Source organism: Paenibacillus sp. FSL R7-0297, assembly GCF_038009025.1.
Taxonomy (GTDB): domain Bacteria; phylum Bacillota; class Bacilli; order Paenibacillales; family Paenibacillaceae; genus Paenibacillus_AQ.
In genome coordinates this window covers 1,285,067-1,306,427 of record NZ_JBBPAQ010000001.1, presented here as the reverse complement: position 1 = coordinate 1,306,427, position 21,361 = coordinate 1,285,067, and the positions used below count along the sequence as shown (strand labels likewise).

Sequence of the window (21,361 nt, the reverse complement as noted above, 5' to 3'; positions counted from 1 at the left end):
TAGTTTCCCTCCATTGATACGTATTGATTATCTTCTAAAAATCCGCCTGATCTATGTCTGGTCGGCATAACGCCACCAGGCAAGAGTGCCTATTACGCCAATGCCGCCGGTTAGATACGGAAGCATACGGCTAATCGCCTCCAGATGGGAGCTCTCCTCCCCCGAAGCGCCGCTGAACAATCCGGGAACAGCCCATGGAATATATTCCACAATACCGAGCGCCCCACCGAACTGGGCAACTACAATGGTCAGCAGGACCACGCCGAGCGGAGTCATATAACCACGGCCGATACAAGCCATCCACGCCACAGGTATGCTCAGGCAGATCACCATTAGACTGACCTCCGCGTAACGGCCGAAGCCATGAAGAATGACCTCCAGGCTCCATCCGTCCAAGCCGACAAGCCCTGCTGTTACGCAGCCGACGATGAATACCAGCAGCGCCAGCCCCATGCTGAGGACTGCTGCAACGAGCAGCTTGGCGGCAGCCACCCCGTATCTGGACAGCGGCAGGGCCAGCAGATCCTTGAGCGTGCGGTCGGAATATTCCCGGCCGAAGATCCAGCTGAACACAAACCCGAATCCGATGAGGCCCCCCATAGAGATCACAATACCCAGCTCCTTCAGGAGTCCCGCCATATTGATCTCACCCTCGAAGCTGCTCTGGGAGCCAATCGTTCCCGAGAAGACCAGCCCGATCATGACCGGCACCATCATACTGGCTGCAAGCGAGATCCAGAACAGCCTGGAACGGCGAAGCTTAAGCACCTCTACCCCCAAGGCCGATATCCATTGACTCATCCTTTCATTCCTCCTTCAGCCTCAATCATTCTTAGAAAATAAGCCTCCAAATCCTCCTCCTCCACCTGGATCAGCGTGGGCGGCATATCCGCATACACAAGCAGCTTGGAGATGTGGTCCGGGTTCGCGATAGCGCGGTCATCCGTAAGCAGCAGCGTTCCCTGTCCGGCTTCCTGCACAGTATATCCGGCCTGGATCAGCCTCTTCCGGGCACTGGCAGTGTCCCGGGTCTGCACAAGCAGGCGCTTGCGGAGCAGATGCTGCAGCTCCTTCACATCCGCCTCCTGCAGCAGCCGGCCCTGATGCACGATGCCAATCCGCGTCGTCAGCCTGGAGACCTCACCGAGAATATGGCTGGAGATAAAAATCGTTACGCCGTGCTGAAGTGCAAGCTCCCGGAGCAGCTCCCGCACCTCTACAATCCCGGCCGGATCAAGCCCGTTCGTCGGCTCATCCAGAATCAGCACCTGCGGATGATGCAGCATGGCCTTGGCGAGACCCAGCCGCTGCCCGTTGCCGAGGGAGAGCGTCCCCGCCTTGCGGTCCCGGTAAGCGGTAAGCTGGAGCTTATCGATGATGCTGTCAATGGCCCTGCGGTCTGCGATACCCCGCAGCCTGCGGATAATCTCCAGATTCTCGCGGACGGTCAGCTCAGGATAGGAGTAGGGCGTCTCGACCATGTACCCTACCTTCGCCCACAGCTTATGACTGCCCGCATCCACTCGCTGTCCGAATACATAGGAGGACCCGGAATCAGCGCGGATCATGCCTAGCAGCATACGGATGGTTGTTGTTTTGCCGGCACCGTTCAGTCCCAGGAAGCCGTAGATTTCGCCCTGGTTCACCTCCAGCGACAGTCCGTTCACAGCATGATTGCTGCCAAAATGCTTGGTTAACCCTTCAGTCTGAATCATTGCGGTCATAAACATCACTCCTGCTCCCAATTTAAAACTAACTAGTTGTTTATAATTTGTCCAAAAGAACAGCCGTCTCTTACAGCAAAGACGGCTCCATAACACCATGGATAATAAACTGCACGATCTGCCGGGTGGTCTCTTCTCTCATCTGCGGGGAATCCAGTGTCCCTAGCAAATGTTCAAACCGTGAAGAAGACTGCAGGGTAGCTGTAGTCACATTCATAATCAGAATCGGAAACAATGCCGGGTCCAGATCCTGGCGGAGGATTCCGTTCTTCTGTGCAGCTAAGGCCAATTCATGCATTTGAATAGCATCGTCCGGACGATAGGTGATCTGGTTCCAGGTCTTCCAGTCTTCAGCGGCCTCCCAGAATAGAATTTTCAGGTAACTCCGGTGCTCCAGAAGGAAGGACACCGTCTCCCGGGTCCAAGATTCCAGGAAGCTCCTGAACGCCGCAGGGTCCGATACAACCTTCTCATTCTTCAATAATCCGCTAATGACCGCGCCTGTAATCTGTTCGCCAATCTGGTCCGCGCGTTTGACGACTTCTGTATATAGGCCCAGTTTGTCGCCAAAATACTGATAAATCAGACTTTTATTGTACCCGGACGCCTTCGCAATGACATCAATCCGTGCCGCTGAATAGCCAAGCTCGGCAAAGATCTTTTCGGCTGCATCAAGAATAATCCCTCTGGTTCGGGCAGCATCGTAAATTTTGGGACTCCGTTTTTTTTCTGATGATACTATACTTGCCACCTCCATTTATAACTAACTGGTTAGATTTTATGATGAATTCTGGCAGAAGTCAAGAGCAACTCATTTAAGCCTGGCCCAATCACCTTGGCCCGGCCTTCCCTTCCAACAATTGGCACAGAACCATTTCGCCCCGGCAACGTCCAATGTATAGAGTTAAATCTATCCAAAAGGTGATCATCGATGACAACTAGAAGAACTGTATTCCTATCCCTGCTTGGGCTGACCCTGTTAGCCCCGGCCTCTGTCCATGCAGATGCAGCAATTGCGCCCAAGCCCATTTCCATCTATCTGGACGGGCAGCAGCTTCAGCCCGAAGCCCGGCCGCTGAATATCAGCGGTACGGTGCTCGTACCCATGCGTAACCTGTTTGAAGCCCAGGGTGCCGAGCTCTCCTGGAATAATACAAGCAAGACCGTGACGGCAACCAAAGGCGGCACTACCCTGACCTATACCCTTGGTTCAGCCGCTGCCCGGCTGAACGGGCAACCGCTTGCCCTGAGCGTACCGGGGCAGCTGTCGCAGGGTTACAGCATGATTCCCCTGCGCTTCGTCAGTGAAGCCCTGGGCAGCACCGTCACCTGGGAAGCAGCCACAGGTTCCGTCTTAATCTCTTCAGCCGCAGCCTACAATACCTCGGTTACTTGGGGGGTTAATCTGCGCAGCTCCCCCGGCTCAGAGAGTGAAGCCACCACGCTGGCCCTGCTGCCCGCAGGCAGCAAAATCCAGGTCATCCGCGAAGTGAATGCCCTTTGGCTGGAGGTGCGGACGGAAGATCATGTGACCGGATATCTGTCCTCCAAGCCGAAATATACGGATTACAGAAGCACCTCTCTGCTGCAGAAGCAAGGGGACGCACTGATTGCCTACGGGAAGAAATATCTGAATGCGCCTTATGTATTCGGGGCTTCGCCGGATCAGACCGATACGTTCGACTGCTCGTCTTTTGTGAAACGGGTATTTGCGGACACGCTGTCGGTTGAGCTTCCCCGCGTGTCTTATGACCAGGCGCTGGAAGGTACTGAGGTTGGAGTGGACGAGCTGCGCACGGGAGATCTGCTGTTCTTCAGCGCCCGGGGGCTGGATATAGGACATGTGGCTATCTATGCCGGAAATAATCAAATGCTGCATACCTATTCCAAAGAGCTGGGTGTACATATCGAGGCCTTCGGCAGCCAGTGGAAGAAACGTTTCGTTACCGCCCGCAGAATTCTATAACATCAAGTACGTTCTTACTCCTCTACCAAGAAATAAAAGGACCGGAATCTGCTGCCCGCTGGGGTTCGGATACCGGTCCTTCTGTTTTATGCTTTACGGACAAACTCCGACTTCAGCTTCATCGCACCAAACCCGTCGATTTTGCAGTCGATATCATGGTCGCCTTCCACCAGCCGGATGTTCTTCACCTTAGTACCTATCTTCAGAACGGATGAGCTGCCTTTTACCTTGAGGTCTTTAATCACCGTTATGGTGTCCCCGTCAGCCAGAACATTGCCGTTCGAATCCTTAACCACCTTCTGGTCCACGTTGCTTGCATTCTCTGTGTCCAAAGACCACTCATGTCCGCATTCCGGGCATACCAGAAGCGCTCCGTCCTCATAGGTGTACACGGAACTGCACTGCGGGCAGTTTGGTAATTCATTCATTATTTCTTTTCTCCATTTCTGCTTAAGCACTATTTTGGGGATGATCCTGCTTAATTTTAGCATATAGCTTGCTAGCCAGCGACAATTATATTATCATCTAATTAGATATTTATCTAATAGAAAGCTGGTGGTTATCATCATCCAATTAGAAGCCGTTCCAGATCCCCTATCCCCGGAAAGCCTTCAAATTCAAGCCTCAATCCTTAATTCCCAGCCTGCCTTCAACCTCATGGTGGAGCATAAAGCGTACCTCGAACCGCTGGAAATCCGCGAAGACAACCGGGTGAACCTCGAAATGGGAGAAAAGATGCTGTACATCAAGGCCCACACCGGGTACGCTGGGCTAATTACCTACCTTCCCGATTACGGACAGGATCATCATCCATGGATCGGGCTTCTGGTTATTCACCAGCAGTATAGCCGGCAGGGTATCGGGAAGACTGCCGTCCATGAGCTGGAGCAGATGTTTAAGCAGCAAGGCTTAAACGCAGTCAGGCTGGCGGTTCAGCTGGAGAATAAGGCCGGGGAAGCATTCTGGACTGCGAACGGCTATGTCCGGATCAGAAGTGCCATGGATAACCATAATAATGAAGTGGATGTCTACGAGAAGCAGTTTAAGTAAAAAGCCAGTGTGGTAATAACTATGATCCAGCTGATGCAGCTTGTCCGGGTACAAATGAACTTACGAGGAGTGAGTATGGCATGAATACATCTGATCGGATCAGCCATCTTCCCGCAAGCGGGGACGAATATTCCAGCCTGGCCGCTGAGGCCGTAGACGCGATCGAGGATCTGTCCGGGGTGCATCCCGGATACCGCCGCGCGCATGCCAAGGGAATCTGCTGCCGTGCTTTCTTCCGGCCAAGCGGCCTGGGCATGGAATTCACCACCGCCGCACATCTTCAGGAGCAGCAGGTTGACGCAGTGGTCCGTTTCTCGGGCAGCTCCACCGATCCGGCGCTGGCGGACCTTCTCTCGCCCGCCAAGGGTATGGCGGTCCAGTTCAGCCTGCCGGGTGGAGGGATTACCAATCTGGTCGGAGTGACGATACCTGTCTTTTTTGCCCGCACCCCTGAGTCATTCATAGATATTGTCCGTACGGCCCACCGCGCACAGGCCGGCACACTCGGGACCCTGGAGCTGATCAAGGAGATCACGGTCCACTTCAGCGAGAGCAAGACGAGTCTGCTGGCCGTGAAACGGCTGAAGCCGCCTGCCAGCTACGCAGAGAGTCATTATTACTGCATTCATGCTTATTATTTGGTGAATGCAGAGGGAAGGCAGCAGCCCGTACGGTTCGAGTGGATTCCCGAGACGGGAGTGCGTACCTTATCGGCTGAGGATGCGGCGCAGCAGCCGGATCATTATCTGGAGGATGAACTTGAGCTTCGCTTCAAGGATGAGTCGGCCATCTTCCAGCTCGTGGCTGTTCTCGGTGAAGAAGGGGACCCGACGGATGACCCGACCCGTGCCTGGCCGGAGGACCGCCGGAGAATCGATCTCGGCCGGCTGCATCTCTCGGAGATCATTCCGGAACCGGAGGGACTGGTAATGGACCCCACCGCAATCACGTCCGGGATACTGCTGTCGGACGATCCGATTCTTAACTTCCGCAGCGCAGCCTATGCCGATTCTCATCATAGACGAAGTGAAGGAAGATAATCCCGGCCGGAGCTGTGGCGCAGGATGTCCGGTTACAAATTAAGCGCCAAAGGGACTTTTTGTTGCCCTTTGGCGCTTTTGATTCAATCGCTAGGCCTGGTTGGGTAATGGATAATAATCCAGACACACAGAGAGGAGTGCAGTATGCAGCAGGCTATGATTATCATCAACCCCGCGTCCGGCAAAGCAGACGCGCGGGACTATATCCGCAGTGCGGAAGAGATTCTGCAAAGCGCAGGATATCAGGTTACCATCCATGAAACCGCCGGGGAGGGGGATGCAACTGCGTTCTGCGTGCAGGCATGCAGCGGGGGCTATGATCTGGTGGTGGCCATCGGCGGAGACGGAACCCTTCACGAGACCATGAACGGGCTTGCCGATCAGGAGCACCGCCCTAAGCTGGGGATCGTGCCCATGGGAACGGTGAATGACTTCGCCCGTGCCCTGCAGATTCCGCTAAGTCCTGCGGATGCCATCCGGACGCTCTCTTCCACCTGTACGCAAAGAGTCGACATGGGCCGGTTGAACGACCGGCTGTTCGTAAATGTGGTTGCTGCGGGCTCACTGGCCGGCTCACTCTCTTCTGTTACCACCGAAGACAAGACCCGGCTGGGTTTCCTGGCCTATCTGAAAGAGGGCATTAAAGAGCTGGCCAGCAACAGCGCACACGCTCTGACCATCACGCATGACGGGGAGATCTGGGAAGGCTCTTCGCCGCTGTTTATCGCGGCGCTTACGAATTCAGTAGGCGGATTCGAGAAGCTTGCGCCCGGTGCTGCTGTAGATGACGGGCTGCTTCACTGCTTCATCGTCAAGGATCTTAATCTGCTGAACACCGTAACGGTCAGCATCTCCTTGCTGCTCGGCAACCTGAGAAATCATAAAGATGTTATCTATTTCACGGCTAGACAAGTCACGGTGCACTCTTCCGAGCTGGTGAAGACCAATGTCGATGGTGAAGAAGGCCCGCCGCTCCCCATCCGGCTAAGCACGATTCCGCGTCACATCCGGGTTATTGTGCCGGAGCAGTGACTGGCCAGCCGGTTACGGAAGACTACTCCCGTGCAGATCGCTGAAATCCTCATTCAGCGTCCATTCCAGACGCCGAACCCACTCACGCTGCACCTCTTTGGGAGCAATCCGCAGCCGGTGCAGCACATTCCACACTTTATATAGGCTGGATGCCTTCAACTGCTGCGGTGTGAACGACAGCGGATTCCCGGACAGGTAGCCCCGGATGAAGGCTGCATTCAGCTCCTGGGCTTGCCCGGGGTAATGCAGCTTCGTGAACCAGCAGACCCAGGCCACGTCATTGAGCGGACCGCCCCATTCTGCCCATTCCCAGTCCAGCACATGAAGAGTACCTTCCGGTTCACAAAGTATATTATGTACCCCGTAATCCCCATGCGTCAGAACCCAAGGCTGGTCCTGGGCATCGGCAGCCGATAGGAGCTGGAGCGAATACCTGCTCAGGGGGCCCGGTACGAACTCTAACTTCTTCTTAATCATCTGACTAAGTGCAGATCTGTTGCTGAGGCGTAGCCCTTGCTCTTGCAGTTGGTACGGCTGCGAATGAATCTGGGAAGCCAGCAGCTGGCCCATTCTGCTGTATATTTGCTTCGCTCTCGCCCAGTCTCCTGCATCAAGAACGGATTGTGCACTTACGCCCGGCAGGCAGTCCATCACGAGTATCCGCATCCCGTCCATCTCTGACACATCATGTATGGCCGGTGTATCACAGCTTCCCTGTACCAGCTTCATTGCCTGGATCTCATTGAGCGTGTCTTCGTTAGACAGATTCGTTACTTTGGCTACAAGCGGAGGCTCCGCCCCTGCCATCAGATAGGCGAAATTTGTATACCCTCCTGTAAGCCGCTCCAACCGGCAGGCATATCTTATTTCCAGCGCTCTGATGATATTAGCATTCATGATATGAAATCCCTCTCTTTTTCCTTCAGTAGACAATATTCCAAGAATATCACATGCTCCAGTTTATTACAGATTCAGGCATTCTGCACAAGCAGGCGGCGGGCAAATTCAGGAATCCGCTTCAGCGGAAAATCGTGTGCAACCTATATATTCTTATCTATGCAGTATAAACAAACCCGCAAGTAACCTTACGGGTCTGTTCGGGATGCTTCTTATCGTTCCGGCAGTATTTTCGCAGATGGGTTACTGCTGAAGCGTGCCGTACAGCTTGTGAAGCAGGACCATTTGGCCGATATGGTAGGCATTATGCGTAGCCGCATTGCTGATGATTTCCCACCAGACAGCCGGTCCAGGGAATCCTTCCACCTGTTCCTCAAGTCTCGCTTCGGACAACAGGGTCTGCCATTGCAGCAAGACCTGCAGCAGGCTTTCCCGCAGTTCGCTGAATGCCGTACCCTCCGGAATCACAAAGCTGCGGTTGTTATCACCAACCGGAGGGACAGCATCCACCCGCCCCGCCCGGTACCTAATCTGCCAGGTCTCATTCCAGTACAGCAAATGCCCGGTGAGTTCAGCAATACTGTTCAAGCCCGCTCCGGGCTTCCAGAAAGCCTCTTCCTCTGTAACCGCCTCTACCGCCTGAATGAACGGAAGATGCCAGCTGGGGTCATTGGCATTCGCCAATAATTGATTGGCAAGCACATCCTTGGCATGAACCATACTTCCACTCTCCTTTTCTTACTGAAAATACCACAATCCGGACATCATAAGCCAGGTAGGGTTCAACTATAATTAAAGTCCTCTTCCCTTAACGGAAACGAGGACTTTCTCTACATCCCAGAAGGGTGATAATCGCTTAACTTACCGTAATAAACCAGCTCCAGCCGGTCGCTCTGCCGGAAATCATCCGGGGTCACGAGTGCAGGCAGCTTATTCCACAGCTTAATTCCAGAGCGCTCCAGAATCTCGGCAACAAACTGCGAGCAGAAGTAGGAGTTGCTGAATTCAACCGGCTCCTTCAGCGCTATGCCGATGACGCCGAGAATATTATAGAGATACTTCTGGCGGCTGCGGATGAAGACATGCAGAACCCGCTTCATTTTCTCCACCTCACGGTCTGTAACCTGAAGCCTGTAGATGACGCATGTTGTACCCGGATACTTGCTGTATGTACCTGTACGGATATCCTCCTTCACGAACCCGCCGTTCAGCGGATTGGCCGGATGCTTCCGCCCGAAGCTGTACAGCTCTGACAGCTCCCGGTTAAACGAGATGGAGGCATGATTATACGGAGCCTTCGTGTAGCCCTGGATCAGCTTCGTAAAAAGCGTACCTGTATTGGTGAGCAGAATATAGACCGAAGAATCAGCTGACATTGCAATTTTCCCCTTATAGTCTGGTATATAGGCCTTATGTGGCAGTGATCCTGTAACTCTCTAGAATCCTGCACATAATACAACATTTCACTTATTAAATCGGTTCAAACACAAAATTGTCTCCAAAAGGCAGCATTTCGCCTCTTCCGAGCGGCTTAGCGGGAATATTCCTGTATTTCATACAACATTCCCCCCAAGCACCCGGTTATCAATAATTCAGAGTTGTAGCACGTACAACATTTATGTCTACAGTGCCTACTAAGAAGGCTCCACAGACGGCTGGAAACGGATCAGATCAAGTGGAAGCTTCAAAATAAGCTGGACACTCTGTTTATTCTAACATAAAATTCCTTTATTGAAATTCCACCCCGAGATAAGTTGGTGATTGCTGATGGACCGCTCGTTATTTACGCTTGTACTTATTTTTGCAGCTTTGTCGGTTATACACTTATTATATCTTGCTGTCAGCAGACTGCAGAAGGATAAGGACTACACCGGAATCGGCTTCCGGATCAAAACCTGGTGGGGCATGCTGTTCATCTTCTGCCTGGCTACCCTGTCCAATTCCGTTGTTTCCCTGCTGTCCCTGATGGTGCTGGCCTTCTTCGCGCTCAAAGAATATTTCTCCATGATCCGGACAAGAAAAGCGGACCGCAGACTGTTCCTCTGGGCGTACCTGTCCATTCCCCTGCAATTCTACTGGGTCTATATTGAGTGGTACGGGATGTTCATCGTCTTCATTCCAGTCTACGTGTTCCTGCTGCTGCCGCTTCCGCGGCTGATCAACAAAGGAACACTGGGCTTCCTGCGCAGTGTCAGCGCCACCCAGTGGGGGCTGATGCTGATGGTCTTCGGGCTAAGCCACCTGGCCTACTTCCAGTTTGCGTCGCCGGAATATGGGGCCGGTCTTGTCCTGTTTCTGGTCGTGCTGACCCAGCTTAATGATGCCGTTCACTATCTGGCCTCGATCTATTTCGGCAAACACAAAATCGTCCCTACCTCCAACCCCTACCTGACCTGGGAAGGATTCGCCTGCGCGTTCGTTGTAACTACAGCGGTGTCCTATCTGATCTATCCGCACCTCACACCTCTGAATCCGGCCTTCGGGTATCTCTCCGGCATGCTGATCAGCCTCAGCGGCTTCTTCGGCAGCCTGACCGTATCTGTGCTCAAGCGCGATCTTCTGATCGGCGATGATGATAAATTCGCTGCGCTGAAGAAAAGCTACCTCAGCCGTATCGACAGCCTTACCTATACCGCTCCGGTATTCTTCCATGTGATCCGTTACTTCTTCGACTTCATGTAACCGCCCGGCAGACCCGTTGCCGCTCCGGAACGCAAAAAACAGAGACTATCCGCCAATGGATAGTCTCTGTTGTCCTGTCAGGCTACAAATGCTCAGCCTGCTTACTTAGTGCTTGCTGCTGCATCTGCAGGAGCTGTTGTGCCGGCATCCGCTGGCTTGGTAGTTCCTGCGTCTGCTGGCTTCGTGGTGCCCGCATCCGCTGGCTTCGTGGTGCCCGCGTCCGCTGGCGGTGTACCGCCTTGGCCGTTGCCTCTACCGCCGCCGCCGAATCCGCCTCCACCGCCAGGGCCGCCCATGCCGCTTGGGGCAGTGGTTATACCCGACTCATTGGCCCAGGTTACACTGCTGGTGATATCAATGGTCACGAATTCGGTCCCTCCGTTGTACTCACCATCTGTATACAATCCGTCTACGGCTGTTCCGGTAGAGCTGCCTCCGGTATAGACAGTGTATGAGCCTTCTTTCAGCTCAGGAGAGCTCACAACTACCGTCTGGAAGCTCTTCGATGGAGTGAAGGTCAGGATCGTATTGCCATCAGCGTCTTCCAGGTGAACCAGGGTTCCGGCCTGCTGGGTTTCCGAGAAGGTCATGCCTACCGAATACTGGCTGGAGTCTTCACCAGGAGCCTGCGCCATACCAGAGGCACCTGCTGCTACCAGATATCCGCCCGTCATATTGAAGGTTCCGTCGTAATCCAGTGCCCCGTTGCCCGAATTCTCAGGGCCATTCACAATAGCGGTGCCGCCGGTCATAGTGATCGACCCGTTTGAATCCAGACCGTCGCCTGCTGCATTCACGGTCAGGGTTCCGCCGCTGATGGTCAGCAGGTTGCTTCCGGTGCTGCTGAATTGATCTTGTGCCTGCGTTCCTCCAGCAGCCGCGTTATTATCGTTGCCTCCGGCCACATTCACGCCGTCATCCGTCGCGACTACATGAATCTCACCACCGGATACGGTAATGCTTCCTCCTTCAATCCCTTCATAGCTCTTCGTAATGTTGATCGTTCCGCCGGACAGGGAGGTCAGGGAATCGGCATGGATACCATCATCGCCTGCGGCAATTTCGAATTGTCCATCCGTGATGGAGACATTGCTGTTACTGTGCACCGCATCATCTGCGGAATCAATCGTGAAGCTTCCTCCGTTCACGGTGAGATCTCCGCCTGCTTTCAGCCCCTTGGCGCTCGTGGACTCGGTCTCAGCCGCCGCTGCGGTGTCTGTTTCAGCCGCTGCGGTTGCAGCCTGGTCTGTTGTTGCCGCTGCATCCATCGCAGGCGGCGTACCCCCGGCTGCTGGCTGATCCCCAGAAGTCTCTGTTCCCGGACGTTGACCGCCGAAGCCGCCGCCCATGCCCATTCCGCCTTCGCCTGCCTTCACTTTCGCATTCACACTGCCGCCGCCGGTTACCAGGGTGTAGGTGCCGCCGTCAATCACTGCCGCCGTCTCGGCTTGAATGCCGTCATTGCCTGCGGTAATATCAAAGGTTCCTGCTGCAATCGCGATGAAGCCTTTGTCCGCATCTTCGTCATTAGTTGATTTGATGCCATCGCCCTCTGCATTAATGGTAATATTACCGTCCTGTACGGCGATCAGGTCTTTGCCGACGATGCCATCATCTGCTGCCTTCACTTCAAACGTGCCGGACATGATCTTCAGATCGTCTTTGCTTGAAATACCATCGTTGTAGTTGCCGGTTACGATCAGCTTGCCGGTGCCGTTAATGGTCAAATCGGCTTTGCTGTAAATGGCTGCGCTCGGTTCGTCGGTAGCCGCATCTGCGAACACATAAGCCGCTCCGTCAGTCACGCTATTCTCTGTGCCTTCCTGCAGGGTAATCACTACTTTACCCGCTTCCTTAATATAGATCGGTGCACTGTCGCTGTCCGTCAGCTGTACACCGTTCATTACCAGCCGTACGGTTCCCTTCGCCTGCTCGTCTACAATAATCTGCCCGTCACTGAGCGTGCCGCTGAGTACATAAGTCCCTGCTTCCGTAATCGTTACTGTTCCGTCCGCAGCTGCGGCACCGGCGCCGTTGACAGTAGCGCCCGTTCCGGTTAGGGTAATCGCGGTCGAATCCGCCTCCGTCCAGGCCGTCTCAGCATCGTCTTCATCAAAAGTTACCAGATCCGCCAGCTTCACACTTGCCAGCTGCACTGCGGCAGACGTACTGCTCTGCTCAGCCGTTACTGCAGTACCTGCGTTGTTACTTGTAGTATTTTGCGTAGCGGCGTTTGTGCTGCAAGCCGACATGACTGCGGCGCATAACAGCACCAGTCCTATTTTACCGCCTAAGATTAAGTTCTTCATCTGTCATCTTTCCCTTCTGTTTTAGCATTAATAATCATTCATGACCGGAGCCATGGTCAGTGAGAGGTCAAGGTTACCGTTGCGTGTGCGGATAGCGTCAAGTAATTCCTTCTGGCTCGTGTGCTCATCAATCGTTACGGCATAGACCAGTTCATACAGGCTGCCTAGTTCGGTGGTTCTGATCTTCTTCAGCTCGTAAGCCACACCAAACTTGTTGAAGACTTCCGCAAAGGCTTCCTCATACCCTAGATTCTCGGGAATTGTCACCTTCAGTGTCTTTTGCATCGACTTTCTAAGACCAAAGCCTGTGCGGTTCAGCACGACCATCAGGATGCAGAGAATAAGGGTGAAGAGTACCGCATACCCGAATGATCCAACCCCGCAGGCCAGGCCGGAGGCCATAGTGAACAGGACGAAGGTGATATCCTTGGGATCGCCGGGTGCGCTTCTGAACCGGATGATGGAGAAGGCGCCGGCAAGGCTGAAGGCCCGGGCAACGTTGCTGCCGATGAGCAGGATAATGATGGCCACAATGACTGGCAGCAGGACCATCGTAAGCGTGAAGCTCTGCGAATAGCCAGCAGGGTTCGTCTTCATGTAGGTGAAGCTGATCAGTCCGCCAAGTACAATCGAGATCAATATGGTTAGAATGGCATTCGTGAAGGTTAGCTCCGTAGTGGTCAGGGCTGCGGAAAAAATCGAATCAAGCATATCGAACACTCTCTCTTTCTGCTTTGCTGTTCTTCAGCATTTTTTTATATTCGTTGCCGTATTTGGAGAAGCTGGTGCGGTACATCTGGTGCTCCGAGAGCATCTTGGCCAGCCAGACCGGAATCGTCTTCTCGGCCTTCACTTCCATCAGCCATTGGCCCGGCTCCAGCAGCTCTTCGCCGTATACACCATGCTCCATCTTCAGATCGTACCGCCGGCAGCGGATATTCGTATCGAAGGTGATGCGCAGGTCGCGGTTATTTTTGCAGAACATTGCTTTGCGGTCATAGGACAGGTACAGCTTCGGCTGCAGATCATAGCGGGTCAGCATGTACTTGATTTCTTCAATTACCTGCTTGTTCATGTAGCTCTTGAATTCAGGCTCGATCCCGCTGGCGACAAAATCATAGGCTTCATTCAGCTTGAGCGAGGTTCTTCTCTTGTTCACCAGGCCGAACACCTTCTTCTTAATCTCCAGATAGACCTTGGTGTCGCCGGTAGGAATGCCGTAGGCCCGGATGCGAAGCTTCTCCTTGTATTTCGGCTTGGCCAGGCTGCTGCGGATCAGGGAATCATGCGGTGTGTCATAATACAGGTTGGTGATGGAGTAATACTCATGCTGCTTGTTGTACTCATCGGGCTCCATATATTCGAGCAGTTCGTTATAGAGCTTCAGGTAGGATTCGGTGTCAAACAGGTATTTGTTCTCGTAACGGTTGAACACTTCGATAGCCATAGGGGTTCAGATCCTTTCGGGTTGTAATGGAGGCTGCATTTATCTGCCCTTTCGTGTATGCCCTCGCTTGCTTATGAATGTATCTTAGCCCCCGAACCTTTAATGAATCTTAAATGGTTTTACACTGCGCTGACTTTTTAACACAGGGATAACACTTCCGAATTCATCTTCTATATAAGTGCCCTGGAGCGGTTGGAATTTCATCCGATGATCTCGCCCTGAATACCTCCGGGAGCACTTGAACAGCAGTACAGTTAAGGTTGATTAAAGGTAATCTTGCTATAATGGCTTCAGCAGCAAGTACATTACTTATGAAGAGGATGAGCCATCCCATGAGAATATTAATTGTAGAAGACGAGATTCATCTGGCGGAAGCCTTGACCCAAATATTGAAGAAGCACAATTACTCGGTGGACGCCGTCCATGACGGCAGATCAGGTCTCGATTATGCGCAGAGCGGGATCTATGACCTGCTGCTGCTTGATATTATGATGCCGGAGATGGATGGAATCAGCGTGCTGAAGGCCCTGCGGAAGGACGGAATCTCCACGCCGGTCATTATGCTGACGGCCAAAGGGGAGATCACCGATATGGTCACCGGACTCGATCACGGAGCGGACGATTATATCGCCAAGCCGTTCTCCTCGGAGGAGCTGCTGGCCAGAATCCGGGCCGCCCTGCGGCGCAAAGGGGAAGTGATTCCTGAGGATGGCCTGAAGTTCGGAGATATTGAGCTGAATACGGCGAATCCGAAGCTGACCGTGAAGGGCAAGGAAATCAAGCTGAACCTTAAGGAAACCGAGCTGCTGGAGCTGCTGATCTTAAGGAAGCAGGCCGTTACCTCGAAGGAGCAGATTATTGAGAAGCTGTGGGGCTTCGATTCCGAAGCGGAGCATAATAACGTAGAGGTCTATATCTCTTTTTTGCGCAAAAAGCTTACCTTCCTGGGTTCAGAGGTGCGCATCAGCACGATTAGAGGCGTGGGTTATGTATTAGAGGTGAGTGCTTAATGTTCAAGAAACTCAGAAACCGGTTCCTGATTGTCAATCTGGCTACCATCTCCATCATAATGCTGATTGCCTTCGCCTCGATCTATATTATCATGTACGTTAATGTGCAGAGCGATATTAATATGGCGCTGCACCGGATTGCGGACAATGAGCAGAAGGGACCCGGCGGTGCATATGGAGGCCCGCGCGGCGCAGCAGATGGAGGCGGCATGCCCATAGATAAAGGGCCCATTGACGCCTACCAGCCGGACCGTTCCGTCTCATTCACCATACAAACCGATGCAAGCGGTTCGCTGGTCAGCAAGGATTCCAAATTCACGATGGATGATGAGTTCTATGATGCTGCGCTTAAGGAAGCCCTTAGTAACGGCAAGGATATTGGACGCTTCACGCTGGACGGCAGCCGGTGGATCTTTATGGTCAAGCACACAGCGGCCGGGAGGCAGATCGTCTTCATGGACATCACTTCGCAGCAGAAGATCCTGACCAACCTGATCTATACCTTCACAGCTGTCGGCCTGCTGATGCTGATTATTCTCTACTTCACCAGCCGGTTCTTCGCGAACCGTTCGATCGCACCGGTCCGGGAGGCCTTCGACAAGCAAAAGCAGTTCATCGCCGATGCCTCGCATGAGCTGAAGACGCCGCTGACGATCATCAACACCAACGCGGATGTGCTGCTCTCGAACAGTGACGATACGATCCGCAATCAGGCGAAGTGGCTGCAGTATATTAAGTCGGAGACGGAGCGCATGACCCGGCTGACCAATGACCTGCTGTACCTGACAGAGATGGATGATTCGCGGACCGGGATGATCCACAGCAAGTTCAATATAAGTGATGCGGTAGAGAATATTATCCTGACCATGGAGGCCGTCATCTTCGAGAAGCATATCTCCTTCGCCTATGACATTGATCCGGAGCTTACCGTGCTGGGGAACAGCGAGCAGATCAAGCAAGTCGTGATGATCCTGCTGGACAACGCGGTGAAGTATACCAGTCCCAGAGGCGCTGTAAACATCTCGCTCAAAAAACAAAATAACGATGTCCTCCTCTCCGTCTCGAATACCGGGGAAGGTATTGGGGCCGAGCATCTGACGCGGATCTTTGACCGCTTTTACCGGACGGACACTTCCAGAGCGCGCAAGCAGGGCGGCTACGGCCTGGGTCTTGCAATCGCGAGGTCGATTGTGGATCAGCATAAGGGGAAGATTTACGCGAAGAGTGTGATAGGAGAATCTACGACGTTCTATGTGCAGCTGCCGTGAGGGTTGCTCACAAGGAGACTGGCAACCATAGAACCAGGGGTGCATCGCGTGACGTTTTTGTCACTTAGCAGACAGGCTTGGGTTATAATTATGATACATGCAGCTACCCGCATACAATATTCCAGGAAAGGTGTGACCTTATGCCTTCTACAGGACCTAATCCGAACGCAATTCATCCGAATCCCCATATCAAGCAAGTCCGTTTCATCAAAAATACGCTCACCCGCCCCAATATTACCGCCGGAGACTTCTCTTACTATGATGATCCTGACGAGTCGGTATCCTTCGAGAGCCGCGTAACCCATCACTATGAGTTCATCGGGGACAAGCTGATCATCGGCAAATTCTGCGCCATCGCCCGAGGCGTCGAATTCATTATGAATGGGGCCAACCACCGGATGGGCTCGGTGACCACCTACCCCTTCAACATTATGGGCGGGGGCTGGGAGCAGGCGACACCTGAGCTGGCGGATCTCCCCTACAAAGGCGATACCATTATCGGAAGCGATGTCTGGATCGGCCAGAATGCTACGATCATGCCGGGCGTGACGATTGGCGACGGGGCGATCATCGCCGCTAACGCTACCGTTACCAAGGATGTTCCCGCCTATCATATTGCCGGAGGCAATCCGGCCCGGATTCTGCGGCAGCGCTTCAGCGATGAACTGATCCGGCTGCTGCTGGAGCTGAAATGGTGGGACTGGAGCCCGGAGAAGATTACGGCGAATCTGGAGGTACTGTGCAGCAGTGATCCGGAGCGGATCAGAAGCCTGGCAGCTGGCAGCTAACTTCGCAGCACGGCTAACCGTTAAATACAAAAACGGCTGTCCAAGGGTATTCCTACCTTCCCGGACAGCCGTTTTTTCTGCTATTAAGTTCAGTAAGATGCCTTATCCTCGCCCGCGCTTAGTCTGGCCCGCATCTCCGCATACGCCTCCGGGGTGCCGACATCATCGATCGTCCCCTCCGTATAATAGGCCCGCATCTCCTGGCGGGAATGCAGCCACTCCGGGAAATAACTCGGCGCATCCGGGTTGCCTCCCTCCGCAAGATAGCGCGAAATCAGCGGCAGCGTAGTCCGCTTGTAGATATAGAGGGCAAACACGCCGATGTTGGAACGCGGCTCCTGCGGCTTCTCCTCCAGCGACAGGACCCGCATCTCTGCGTCCAGCTCCGCCACACCGACACTGCGAAGCTCTTCTATATTGTCTACGGTGCGGACCAGAATACAGTCCCTATCCATTTTATGAAAATAGTTCAAATACCCTTCCAGGCCGAATCCAAGCACATTGTCTCCTGCCAGTACCAGCAGATCCTCCTGCAGCTGTTCCCGCTCCAGCACATATTGGATATCGCCAATTGCACCTAAACGTCCTTCCGGGGAGGAAGTGCCGTCATTCAGAATACGGATCAGCTTCTTCCCCTGATACTGAAGCTGCCACTGCCCAAAAGCATGAAAGAAACGGTCATTCGTCACAATGAGAATCTCCGTGATGTCCTCCAGCACCTCCAGGCGGCCGATCAGCAGATCCAGAATCGTCCGGTTCCCTTGAACAGGCAGTAGCGGCTTGGGTGTGTCTTTGGTTAAAGGATACAGGCGGGTCGCATACCCCGCAGCCAAGATTAGTGCAATCATCCCTTGTTCGCTCCTCTACCCTGGCTTGATGACGCAAACAAGGATTCAGACAGTAAACCCATTGTTTGTCTGTATATGGTATGGGCTGCCGCTACATCACCAAGGAACCCGCCCATATACAGGTGGATTACACCGTGCAACGATGCCCATATCGTACTAACTAGGGTCCCCGTCTCTTCCTGATCCGAAATCTGTCCTTGTTCCTGGGCAGTGCTGATTAGAACCAGCAGACGGTGTATAGCTGTCATCGTTCCCTGCATACTCTCCGCATCCGGCTTGAACTCGGCAAAAGCCCCCCCAAACATCAGCTTATAGTAGCTCGCGTAGTCCTGTCCGAACTCCCAGAAGGCTTCGCCCAGATCCAGCAAATGCTGCTGCAGATCAGGCGATGGCGGCACTTCTTCAAAACGCTGGGCCAGCAGTTTGCAGCCCTCCAGATACAATTGCTGGGCCAGTCCCTCTTTATTGACAAACAAACTGTAAATGATCTTGGTGGAGCAGCCCATCTTCTGCGATACTCTGCGCACAGTGACGGCCTCCGGCCCCTCTTCCTGGAGAATAGCAGCGGCGGCATCCACCACAAGCTTACGGAGATTCTCCGTATTTTGCAGACGGGCTTCCTGATATGTTTTTAATACCCGCCCCGTGGAGGGTGTGGGTTGGTCTTCGGTACTGATAACAATCACCTTCATTCGGATATCATGTTATTGACCAGCAACAGAGTTGCCGGGTTCTAACAGGAATTCTAAACATTTGAACATAGGTTGTCAATTGAACCCTCACGCTGAAAAAAACGAGTTGACACAGGTGTGTCATTTTGGTTACTATGATTCATATAGGAAACACCGTTACCAATTGTATTCATGCCGCTGATAACGGATTTTTGCCGTTGAGAACGGACTTATGGCCGCTAAGATCGGTCATATTTTTTTCGAATCCGGTAACGTTGTTTCCATTACAAAACATTGTAACAGAGGAGTAGAAACTATGAATACTAAAGGGAAATGGTCGTTAATCACCGGAGCCTCTTCGGGAATCGGCGAACAGTTCGCAAGACAATTAGCCAAGGAAGGCAGTCATCTGGTGCTTGTAGCCAGAACCAAAAGCAAACTCGATGCGCTCGCAGCCGAATTGACGCGCAGCCATGGAGTTCAGTGCCGGGTCATCCCCCTGGATCTATCGCTCGAAGGCGCTGCCGGAGATCTGTACCAGCAATGCCAACAGCTCGGCCTGAGCATCGATCTGCTGGTTAACAATGCGGGTTTTGCCACCCATGGCCTGTTTGAGGAGGTCTCCGGCGAACGCCAGCATGAAGAAGTGATGCTCAACGTCACCGCTGTAGTCGATATGACTCATTTATTCCTTCCCGGAATGCTCCACAGAGGGGCAGGCGCTGTGATCAATGTATCGTCTACCGCAGGCTTTCAGCCGCTGCCTTATATGGCTGTCTACGGGGCGACCAAAGCTTTTGTCCTGTCCTTTACCGACGCCCTGTGGTGGGAGAATCGTAATCGCGGCGTCCAATTCTTCGCCCTGTGTCCAGGCTCGACGGAGACCAATTTCTTCAACGTGGTGGGTACGGAGGATGCCTCTGTCGGCGGCGCGAAGGACTCGCCGGAGCGGGTAGTGGCCCTTACACTGCGCGCTATGGCCCGAGGGAAGCAGTACCTTGTTCCGGGACTCCGCAATTACCTCAGTGCCCAGATTACCCGGTTCATGACCCGCAGACAAAGTCTGCGGCTGGTCGGTGGTATGCTTCGCCCTACACACCCTAAGGAGGATCTATAATGTCTACAGAAACCAATCCACGTAAACGTTCCACCGGTCAACACATTCGCAGATGGGGCTTGGTCCTGCTCGGCGTAATTGTGGTGGGAATCGCCGGGTTCCTGCTGATGCCTGCTCCGGTAGAGCCTGCTGTATGGTCTGCACCTGCCGCCCCTTCTTTTGAGAAGGAGGGTCCCTGGAAAGAGAACAGCAAGCTTAGCTCCGCAGAGCTTGTGACAGACCGCGCGAAGTTCCCGGAATTTATCACTTTTGATTCTACCGGGCGGCTGTATACAGGCGACTCTGACGGCACAATCTACAGAGTGGCCTTCGATGCGGAAGGCAAGGCGCAGCCAGCCGAAGTGTTCGCCGATACCCAGGGAACACCTAACGGGCTGAAATTCAATGCTGACGGAAATTTGATCGTGGCGGATATTCAGAAGGGGCTGCTGTCGATTGACCCGAATGGAAAGATTGAAGTATTGGCCACTGAAGTAGATGGAGGACCGATCTATCTGGCGAACGAGCTGGACATCGGGCAAGACGGATCGGTCTATTTCTCCGACACCTCTAACTATGGCAAGGTCATGTTCAAAGAAATTGCCGAGAACAAACCGCATGGACGGTTGTTGAAATATGATCCGCAGACCAAACAGACAACCGTTCTGCTGAAGGATTTGTATTTCGCCAACGGAGTCGTATTATCTGCTGAAGAAGATTTCGTGCTTGTTGCTGAATCGTACCATTACCAGCTGACAAGATATTGGCTGAAGGGGCCAAAGCAAGGTACCTCTGATATTTTTGCGGAGAACCTGGCGGGGTTTCCAGACAATATCACCCGCGACGCTCAGGGAAATTTCTGGGTGGGGGTATTCACAACCCGTCTGGCTTTTGCCGATTACATGCATAGTCATCCCTGGGTAGCAGCGATGATGTCCAAAGTTCCGCAGGCCTTGTTAAATGGAGCAAGTGCGCCGGTGAAGCACGGACTTGTCGCAGAATATGGACCCGAAGGAGAGCTTGTGAACAGCTGGCATGATCCTGAAGGAACCTTGTATGGCATCACCACTGCCGTAAGCCAGGGAGGATATTTATATCTCGGAACCGCACCGGGAGGAAGCCAGGGTGTTCATCGGGTGCTTCTGAAACCATAGGGATTGGATTGCTGCATTCATCTATCCACTGCCGCTTGTAAATATCCCAAACAGCAGCTCACTCTGACAGGAGGGGCTGCTGTTTGGCTTGAGGCATCTTCTTCTGTTAGCGTAAGACCCGCCTGCCATACGATCACTAAACTCACTCAGCGCTCCTTCCGCGTAAACCTAGTCGTTCCCCCGCGACCTGTGCTAGCAGGCATATATAATCCGACAATCTCTGGACAGGCATTCCACCTGCTTCGTGGCGTTACCGTTCAGTTGAAACATACTCCTAATTCTTAAAAATTCCAAATAGTGAATGAGGTTGATTATAAGGATTTAGGTTTCACTTTATTAATTATAAGCAAGAGAGCAATATCATCCATGGTGAATTGTT

22 protein-coding genes are annotated in these 21,361 nt (G+C 53.1%); 10 read left to right on the top strand and 12 right to left on the bottom strand.

All coding sequences use genetic code 11. The features are described from left to right. Window positions 1-51: 51 nt before the first annotated feature. The 3 genes from MKZ24_RS05725 to MKZ24_RS05715 form a co-directional block, all read right to left on the bottom strand. Window positions 52-801, bottom strand: a complete 750-nt coding sequence (locus MKZ24_RS05725) for an ABC transporter permease (RefSeq protein ID WP_340781638.1) — start codon at window positions 799-801, stop codon at window positions 52-54. Continuing rightward, complete coding sequence (locus tag MKZ24_RS05720; RefSeq protein ID WP_340781637.1) at window positions 798-1,724, bottom strand: ABC transporter ATP-binding protein; 927 nt, start codon at window positions 1,722-1,724, stop codon at window positions 798-800. The genes MKZ24_RS05725 and MKZ24_RS05720 overlap by 4 nt, the downstream gene beginning before the upstream one ends. Before the next feature lie 70 nt (window positions 1,725-1,794). Then, window positions 1,795-2,475 carry a TetR/AcrR family transcriptional regulator gene (locus MKZ24_RS05715; RefSeq protein ID WP_340781636.1) on the bottom strand — a complete coding sequence of 227 codons (681 nt, stop codon included), beginning with the start codon at window positions 2,473-2,475 and terminating at the stop codon, window positions 1,795-1,797. A gap of 180 nt (window positions 2,476-2,655) precedes the next feature. Here MKZ24_RS05715 and MKZ24_RS05710 point away from each other — a divergent pair, with 180 nt between their 5' ends. Beyond that, window positions 2,656-3,690 carry a C40 family peptidase gene (locus MKZ24_RS05710; RefSeq protein WP_340781635.1) on the top strand — a complete coding sequence of 345 codons (1,035 nt, stop codon included), beginning with the start codon at window positions 2,656-2,658 and terminating at the stop codon, window positions 3,688-3,690. A gap of 86 nt (window positions 3,691-3,776) precedes the next feature. On the opposite strand, the gene MKZ24_RS05705 is transcribed toward MKZ24_RS05710, so the two are convergent. Then, on the bottom strand, window positions 3,777-4,118 hold the full coding sequence (locus tag MKZ24_RS05705; protein WP_039295098.1) for a zinc ribbon domain-containing protein YjdM: 342 nt from the start codon (window positions 4,116-4,118) through the stop codon (window positions 3,777-3,779). 229 nt (window positions 4,119-4,347) lie between these two features. On the opposite strand from MKZ24_RS05705, the gene MKZ24_RS05700 reads away from it, so the two are divergent. From MKZ24_RS05700 to MKZ24_RS05690, 3 genes are all read left to right on the top strand, one after another. After that, window positions 4,348-4,740 carry a GNAT family N-acetyltransferase gene (locus MKZ24_RS05700; protein ID WP_340781634.1) on the top strand — a complete coding sequence of 131 codons (393 nt, stop codon included), beginning with the start codon at window positions 4,348-4,350 and terminating at the stop codon, window positions 4,738-4,740. Between the two features lie 80 nt (window positions 4,741-4,820). After that, window positions 4,821-5,780 carry a catalase family peroxidase gene (locus MKZ24_RS05695; RefSeq protein WP_340781632.1) on the top strand — a complete coding sequence of 320 codons (960 nt, stop codon included), beginning with the start codon at window positions 4,821-4,823 and terminating at the stop codon, window positions 5,778-5,780. 144 nt (window positions 5,781-5,924) lie between these two features. Next, window positions 5,925-6,812 carry a diacylglycerol/lipid kinase family protein gene (locus MKZ24_RS05690; protein ID WP_340781631.1) on the top strand — a complete coding sequence of 296 codons (888 nt, stop codon included), beginning with the start codon at window positions 5,925-5,927 and terminating at the stop codon, window positions 6,810-6,812. Window positions 6,813-6,824: 12 nt separating this feature from the next. On the opposite strand, the gene MKZ24_RS05685 is transcribed toward MKZ24_RS05690, so the two are convergent. From MKZ24_RS05685 to MKZ24_RS05675, 3 genes are all read right to left on the bottom strand, one after another. After that, entirely contained in the window at window positions 6,825-7,709 is an 885-nt protein-coding gene (locus MKZ24_RS05685; RefSeq protein WP_042240846.1) for a phosphotransferase family protein, read from the bottom strand. Window positions 7,710-7,952: 243 nt separating this feature from the next. Continuing rightward, window positions 7,953-8,429: a DinB family protein gene (locus MKZ24_RS05680; protein WP_042240850.1), complete on the bottom strand. Its 477-nt coding sequence runs from the start codon at window positions 8,427-8,429 to the stop codon at window positions 7,953-7,955. A gap of 110 nt (window positions 8,430-8,539) precedes the next feature. After that, on the bottom strand, window positions 8,540-9,085 hold the full coding sequence (locus MKZ24_RS05675; RefSeq protein ID WP_039295040.1) for a hypothetical protein: 546 nt from the start codon (window positions 9,083-9,085) through the stop codon (window positions 8,540-8,542). A gap of 391 nt (window positions 9,086-9,476) precedes the next feature. Between MKZ24_RS05675 and MKZ24_RS05670 the strand changes: the two genes are divergently transcribed. After that, complete coding sequence (locus tag MKZ24_RS05670) at window positions 9,477-10,391, top strand: phosphatidate cytidylyltransferase (RefSeq protein ID WP_042240854.1); 915 nt, start codon at window positions 9,477-9,479, stop codon at window positions 10,389-10,391. 101 nt (window positions 10,392-10,492) lie between these two features. Here the strand turns inward: MKZ24_RS05670 and MKZ24_RS05665 are convergent, their stop codons facing one another. The 3 genes from MKZ24_RS05665 to MKZ24_RS05655 are packed head-to-tail and all read right to left on the bottom strand — an operon-like array spanning window position 10,493 to window position 14,147. Further along, complete coding sequence (locus MKZ24_RS05665) at window positions 10,493-12,700, bottom strand: carbohydrate-binding domain-containing protein (RefSeq protein ID WP_340781630.1); 2,208 nt, start codon at window positions 12,698-12,700, stop codon at window positions 10,493-10,495. Window positions 12,701-12,727: 27 nt separating this feature from the next. Beyond that, window positions 12,728-13,411 (bottom strand): DUF4956 domain-containing protein, encoded by a 684-nt coding sequence (locus tag MKZ24_RS05660; RefSeq protein ID WP_039295048.1) that lies wholly within the window; start codon window positions 13,409-13,411, stop codon window positions 12,728-12,730. Further along, window positions 13,404-14,147, bottom strand: a complete 744-nt coding sequence (locus MKZ24_RS05655; protein ID WP_340781629.1) for a polyphosphate polymerase domain-containing protein — start codon at window positions 14,145-14,147, stop codon at window positions 13,404-13,406. The genes MKZ24_RS05660 and MKZ24_RS05655 overlap by 8 nt, the downstream gene beginning before the upstream one ends. 332 nt (window positions 14,148-14,479) lie before the next feature. Between MKZ24_RS05655 and MKZ24_RS05650 the strand changes: the two genes are divergently transcribed. The 3 genes from MKZ24_RS05650 to MKZ24_RS05640 all read left to right on the top strand — a co-directional run bounded on the left by MKZ24_RS05650 (window position 14,480) and on the right by MKZ24_RS05640 (window position 17,213). Continuing rightward, window positions 14,480-15,157 (top strand): response regulator transcription factor, encoded by a 678-nt coding sequence (locus MKZ24_RS05650; RefSeq protein ID WP_042240863.1) that lies wholly within the window; start codon window positions 14,480-14,482, stop codon window positions 15,155-15,157. Beyond that, on the top strand, window positions 15,157-16,425 hold the full coding sequence (locus MKZ24_RS05645; protein WP_340781628.1) for a sensor histidine kinase: 1,269 nt from the start codon (window positions 15,157-15,159) through the stop codon (window positions 16,423-16,425). Before MKZ24_RS05650 ends, MKZ24_RS05645 begins: the two co-directional genes overlap by 1 nt. Window positions 16,426-16,565: 140 nt before the next feature. Continuing rightward, a complete protein-coding gene (locus MKZ24_RS05640) occupies window positions 16,566-17,213 on the top strand; it encodes a Vat family streptogramin A O-acetyltransferase (RefSeq protein ID WP_340781627.1) in 648 nt (215 codons plus the stop codon). A gap of 89 nt (window positions 17,214-17,302) precedes the next feature. Here MKZ24_RS05640 and MKZ24_RS05635 read toward each other — a convergent pair whose 3' ends face one another. Both MKZ24_RS05635 and MKZ24_RS05630 read right to left on the bottom strand, forming a co-directional pair. Beyond that, a complete protein-coding gene (locus tag MKZ24_RS05635) occupies window positions 17,303-18,061 on the bottom strand; it encodes a nucleotidyltransferase family protein (RefSeq protein WP_340781626.1) in 759 nt (252 codons plus the stop codon). Further along, a complete protein-coding gene (locus tag MKZ24_RS05630) occupies window positions 18,058-18,753 on the bottom strand; it encodes a TetR/AcrR family transcriptional regulator (RefSeq protein ID WP_340781625.1) in 696 nt (231 codons plus the stop codon). Before MKZ24_RS05630 ends, MKZ24_RS05635 begins: the two co-directional genes overlap by 4 nt. A gap of 295 nt (window positions 18,754-19,048) precedes the next feature. Here MKZ24_RS05630 and MKZ24_RS05625 point away from each other — a divergent pair, with 295 nt between their 5' ends. Beyond that, entirely contained in the window at window positions 19,049-19,849 is an 801-nt protein-coding gene (locus MKZ24_RS05625) for an SDR family NAD(P)-dependent oxidoreductase (protein ID WP_340781624.1), read from the top strand. Beyond that, entirely contained in the window at window positions 19,849-20,982 is a 1,134-nt protein-coding gene (locus MKZ24_RS05620) for an SMP-30/gluconolactonase/LRE family protein (RefSeq protein WP_340781623.1), read from the top strand. The genes MKZ24_RS05625 and MKZ24_RS05620 overlap by 1 nt, the downstream gene beginning before the upstream one ends. The last annotated feature ends 379 nt before the right edge of the window (window positions 20,983-21,361 follow it).